At 39.9% G+C, this 6064-nt stretch carries 5 protein-coding genes; all 5 read right to left on the reverse strand.

Features of this window, described 5'->3' with window-relative positions:
- Positions 1-608: 608 nt before the first annotated feature.
- A complete protein-coding gene (locus ACQEXU_RS21600; protein ID WP_427012261.1) occupies positions 609-1514 on the reverse strand; it encodes a DUF4868 domain-containing protein in 906 nt (301 codons plus the stop codon).
- Positions 1507-2094, reverse strand: a complete 588-nt coding sequence (locus ACQEXU_RS21605; RefSeq protein WP_427012262.1) for a hypothetical protein — start codon at positions 2092-2094, stop codon at positions 1507-1509. Before ACQEXU_RS21605 ends, ACQEXU_RS21600 begins: the two co-directional genes overlap by 8 nt.
- A 136-nt stretch (positions 2095-2230) precedes the next feature.
- On the reverse strand, positions 2231-2587 hold the full coding sequence (locus tag ACQEXU_RS21610; protein ID WP_427012263.1) for a DUF6547 family protein: 357 nt from the start codon (positions 2585-2587) through the stop codon (positions 2231-2233).
- A 2301-nt stretch (positions 2588-4888) separates the two neighbouring features.
- Positions 4889-5212 carry a hypothetical protein gene (locus ACQEXU_RS21615; protein ID WP_427012264.1) on the reverse strand — a complete coding sequence of 108 codons (324 nt, stop codon included), beginning with the start codon at positions 5210-5212 and terminating at the stop codon, positions 4889-4891.
- A gap of 150 nt (positions 5213-5362) precedes the next feature.
- On the reverse strand, positions 5363-5878 hold the full coding sequence (locus tag ACQEXU_RS21620; protein WP_427012265.1) for a GNAT family N-acetyltransferase: 516 nt from the start codon (positions 5876-5878) through the stop codon (positions 5363-5365).
- Between the last annotated feature and the right edge of the window lie 186 nt (positions 5879-6064).

Here is a 6064-nt window from a genome sequence, read left to right on the forward strand (position 1 = left end):
TAAACTGAGATCGCCAAGCGTTGTGAGTCACTCTTAAATGCTTTGTTAGGCGCTTCACGCAAATAGTTAAAATTGGAGTTTTAAAACCACCTTTTGGAAAAATAAACACACGTAAACCACTGAATTTGATTAAAACCCAAAGGCTAAAGCGGCTAAGTCTCTGAAACCCACTGCAACCAAAACACCAAAGAAATTGACAAGTCAGCGCATACATATGGAATTTGGAAAGGTTAACTTTCAGTGCGAAATTTCAGCCAATAAATCCGTTTCGACGATAGACAAACTTGAAGCGATTTGAGCCAAAGAAACTTGCAACAAACCGCCCCTAAAAACCAATGAGGCAACCCACAAACTTTGACATGTTTTACGGGTTGAGTAATTCAAGAACTTAAGTGGATAAGGCCAAAATTGCCGAAAAATCCGAACAAATGGCCAAAGAAAAATTAGAGGTTTGGACCAAGAAATTTCTTACTGCGCCTAACGCCGCATTAAGGTGCGAACAACGCTAAAGCACCTAACCTAAACCATTACACCTTAAACACTAAAGCCAAGTTTAAACTGAAATCGCCAAGCGTTGCGAATCACTCTTAAACAGATTGTTAGGCGAATTATACTGGCTTGGCATCTGGAACATCGTATATATGATCCGTAATTTCACTAATCAGTCGATGGTCAAGGAGAACCTGAAGAATGACTTTGACTGTTTTTTCGCATGGTACAATTTTGTCGTTTTCAAAGTTCAGCCCCCACTTTCTTTTGCTGTTTACTGAAATAAGGTTTTTGATAAAGTTAGCTTGTTTATAAACCCCTTTCTCTTCAATGACAGCCATGCGACGTAATTGAATAGAATTAGAGCCTACATACTCAACAATTGATGAAACATCAGAAAACAATGAACTAAAGCCAGGATTCTTTTGAAGTGTATCAAAAGCCTGAACATATTCTTCCTTGTGCTTCATTGATGACTCGAAGCCTTTTTTGTTAGCAATAAACGCAGTATCGTTAATCACATAGAAATCAAAATTTTTCTCAATGGAAAAAGCGTTGTTCTCAACACCTTTAAGCTCACCATTTTTGAACACCATATTGACGAATTTTTTCGGATAAGATGTTTTCCAAGTTGATGTTGACCTTTTAACAGCGTAAACCACCACATCATCTTTTATAAACTTTACAACGTAACCTTTAGCACCAACTAGATCACTAACGCTTTTAACACGATGTTCAACTTCTGGTAAATCAACCTGTGACTTAAGCAATGTGAAGTCTGTACTATCAAAAGAGATCGTTAAACAGCTATTTTCATTTGTTTGCGATATGTATGTGTAAGGAGAATGCTCAGTAATTCTGTTTATTTCAGCACAAATAAAACCTTTTAGGTCTTTATTTAACTCTGCTTCAGTTTGTACAAATTTAGTTCTAAATTTTGCTTTAGTAGTACTTTCTTTAAATACCCATAAGTATGTATCAGCATTTGCGAAGTCAAATGCTTTAAGCGCATCAAAATCAACCATTATTATTTACCTGACCAATGTAAAACTCTTGAACCTTTTGGATTCTGTATTCACCAGGGGACAAATCCCCTTTAATCAAAAACCTGACGTCTCGTTCTTGACCGTTAAAGTCCACTGTAGCTTCATAAATTTTCCAGCCAAACATTAACAAAAGAGGATTCATTATTATCTGTCCAGACTTATATGTAATAGCAAACATCCATAGTAAGAACACCGCAAAACCAAGTAGCTTTTCAGGTGTATCATAACTAATTCCCATAAATGAGACAACGTAAGGGAAAACATAATTAATTATGTCGTTTGGAATTCCTTTCGATGACTTAACCTTAACTTTGAAGGGATAAGTAATCTTAGCCAACGTTAAGTTTGAAAAAAATACCGATAACAGCGTAATGACAATAAAGGCAATAGCAATCCACATATTTGTGAATGGGATAAAGTCGCAATTACTGATATCATCGAACTTGCAAAATGGACGACTCCACCAAGAGAACGGAATATCTTGAACAGCCAATATCAACGCTAATGGTAAGTACGAACCAATAAAAACTGTAAATGCTGCAATTAAGTTAAATTGCATAACCTCTCCTTTCGCCTAACGCCGCATTAAGGTGCGAACAACGCTAAACGCCTAACCTAAACCATTGCACCTTAAACACCAAAGCCAAGTTTAAACTGAAATCGCCAAGCGTTGTGAGTCACTCTTAAATGCTTTGTTATATTCCGGACTCACCATATTTACTGTATTTAGCAAACCAACCATCGTCAGAGAATAACTCACCATTTAACCCATCTGACTCTTTGACTATATTTTTACCATTTATTGATACAGACAGTTCGTCTTGTTTCTCACCAAGAGTATAAAGAAAATCATGAATACCAGTATCAACGCAGCTAGTTACTAGCCGTTTTACGACGGAGATTTGCTCATCCGTTAAGCTAGATAAACTGTCGTGGATTTCTATACATTCTTGAGATTTCGCTTTTCGTTCTATGATATCCACGCACCTTTCCAAGGCTTGATCTCGTAAACTTTTAGATATCAACTGACCAAATTCATCGATATTTTTCATATTTATCACCTTAGGAATATAACGCCGCGTTAAGTGGTGAACAACGCTAACCACCAAACCTAAGCCATTATACCTTAAACACTTAACCTGACTGGAACTGAAATCGCCACGCGTTGTGAATCCGCCTTAAACGCCTTGTTAGGCGAAGTTTCCCACCAGTGTTTAAGTTATTTTGAAAGCAGGTTACCCGAAACCAAATAAGCAACCAAACACCCACTAAATTTTTGTGATTCAAGAACCACGAAATACAGACCTTTAGCAACAAAGTAGGTTTTGAGCCCGAAAAACCCAGAGCTGCAAACTAACAGCAAATTCGAAACTTTCAATTGACTTGCCCTTGCCACACTTTAAGTCAGTTAAACTCACCATTAACCAACTCCAAAAACCAATGAGGCAACCCACGAATATTGGCATGTTTTACGGTTGGAGAGATTCAAGATTTTGAGCCGACAATGTTGAATTGCCGACTTAGTAAAACGAATGCTTAAAGAAAACTAAGAAGATGAGAACAAAGAACTTTCCTGCCCGTCGCCTAACGCCCAATTAACGTGTGAGCAGCGCAAACACTGAACTTAAACATTGCGCCGTAAACACTAAACTCAACCCGAAGTGAAAGCGCCAAGCGTTGCGAATCACTGTTGAATTGTTTGTTATGTTTTACCACAAACATATGATTTACTTGAGAAAGAACTGCTATTTCTCACTGATTTTCTGAGCTAAACCACAAGGCAAGAACCAACTTGACCACCAAAGGCGATTAACCTAAAACCAGTAATTCCACTTCCCTGGCCAATGAGGCAACCCGACTAAGTTTCAACGAGTGCCCTTTCTTTCCAACTGAAGCGCAAAACAATGTTGAATTGCCGAGACAACTGCCAAGCTGAAGTGCTAATTGGCTAAGAATCCTAAAGCGACTTTAAGCCAGTTACACTGACAGCCAGCCGCCACGACCTGACAATGAAGCAACCCTCGAACATTGGCATGTTTTACGGGCTGAGAGATTCAAGAACTTAGAGCGACAATGCGGATTTGCTGAGTCTACTAGGGACGAATTGCCCGAGGGACAAAGAACTAGAGCCCAAGACCTTTAAGCCTTTGAATTTCAAGTAAACATAACGCCCAATTAAGGGGTGAACAACGCTACCACCCAACCTATAACATTGTGCCATAAACACCAAACTTAAAGTAGAAGCAAAAGTGCCAAGCGTTGTGAATCCCTCTTAAATTGCTTGTTATGTTTTACCACAAACACATGATTTAATTGAGAAAGAACTGCCATTTCTGATTAGTTTTCTGAAGCAAACCACAAGGTAAGAACCAACTTGGCCGTCAAAGGCGACCAGCCTAAAACGTGTAATTCCACTTCCCTGCCCAATGAGGCTACCCGACTAAGCACCAACAAGCGCCCTGTTTTTCCAACCAAAGCGCAAAACAATGCTGAATTGCCGAGGCAACTGCCAAGCCGAAATGCTAATTGGCTAAGAACTTAAAAGCGACTTTAAGCCAGTTAAACAAGAAGCCAACCGCCACGACCTGACAATGAAGCAACCCGCGAACATTGGCATGTTTTACGGGCTGAGAGATTCAAGAACTTAGACCGACAATGCAGATTTGCTGAGTCTACTAGGGACGAATTGCCAGAGGGACAAAGAACTAGAGCCCAAGACCTTTAAGCCTTTGAATTTCAAGTAAACATAACGCCGCATTAAGGTGCGAACAACGCTAAACACCTACCCCAAAACCACTGCACCTTAAACACTAAAGCCAAGTTTAAACTAAAATCGCCAAGCGTTGTGAGTCACTCTTAAATGCCTTGTTATATGCCTGAGACTTGCCTAGATTCAAGAAATAACTCGTATTCATGATGCGTATATACAAATAAAGCTAACACAAACACCCAAAACAAAAACCTTTTACCATGCTGAAGTATTTGTCTCCGATAAAGTTCAGCAGCATCAGATGACTTACATGGTATAAAGATCAAAAAAGGAGCCATCGCTATAGCCGCTACACTATATCCGTTCAATGCAGAAGACATTTTGTAAAACAAAGTATGCATTAAAACAAGGTTAGAGATAATCATTCCCAAACAACCTAACAATAGTGCTACTTGAAAAAAACCTAATATTTCCAATTATTTCCTCTACATTCAAATCGGGCATATAACGCCGCGTTAAGTGGTGAACAACGCCAACCACCACGCCTAAACCATTACACCTTATACACTAAATTCAACTTAAACTGAGTTCGCAAAGCGTTGTGAGTCCGCCTTAAACGCCTTGTTAGCTGTATACTCCACCGTCAAAGGTCAAACTCCGAGTTATACACTTTGAAGACATTTACCAAAGGCTCCTCCCAGCCAAGGCAGATTCGTAGCTGCTCAACTATAGGTTTCACTTGGCTTTTCGCAACGTTGATTTCAACCTTCAGCAGAGAATAGCTTTCCACATTTCCTTTGCCTCCAAACACAGGAGTTGAGCCATCAAGCGCTCGGTGGGAGCCTGTAACTGAACCAATAGCCCAACAATGATCATAGTTTCCGATTTTATCAACACCTGATTCATGTAAAGTACTCAGCACTAGATCTTGCTGCTCAGGCGTACAGAATATTTCTAATTTATACATCCGATTTTAGAACTCCCAAATACCTATTACAGCTAACGCCAAATTAAGGTGTGAACAACGCTAACACCTTACCTAAAGCATTGTGCCATAAACACTAAACTGGCTTGAAGTGAAAGCGCCAAGCGTTGTGAATCACTCTTAAATTTATTGTTATGATTGTGGCTGGGGAATCGTATATTCATAGAAAACCACACTACTGTCCTTAGCGGGTTGCGCTATGAACCCCAGCTTCTTAAGTAACTTCGCTGAAGCAATATTAGATCGGCCAACACCGCCTATGAGTTTTAACCAAGATTCGGATTTCTCGACTTCATGTAAGAAACCTTGAAGTAATTCACTAGCTAGCCCTCGTCCCCAGTATTCTTCAGCGAGCAAATAACCAATGTGGGCACACTCGTCATTTTCCACATAAGCGAACAGGAAACCTATTAGTTTGCGCCCCTCGGCTTCCACTTGAAGTAAGCGGCTCTCCAACAACATCCGCTCAAGCCAGGTTCGGGCTTGTTCACCGGAACCTATCTCGTGGAAATATGGAGGAAGATTTTCTACAACTACCGGCGTGAGGATTTGAGGAATCCGCTCTAGCAAATATGAGTGTTTAGACAAATCAAACCCGTCAGTAATTTCAACTACTGTCAGCCTCTGACTTTCAAATGATATTGCCATACAACCTCCCCACTTCGATAAAAATCATAACGCCGCATTAAGGTGCGAACAACGCGAAACACCTAACCTAAACCACTGCACCTTAAACACCAAAACCAAGTTTAAACTGAGATCGCCAAGCGTTGTGAGTCACTCTTAAATGCCTTGTTATACGTAAATTATTCACCATAAATCAGATAACTAGGC

Source organism: Vibrio sp. TRT 21S02, assembly GCF_050113675.1.
In the GTDB taxonomy this organism is placed as follows: Bacteria; Pseudomonadota; Gammaproteobacteria; order Enterobacterales; family Vibrionaceae; genus Vibrio.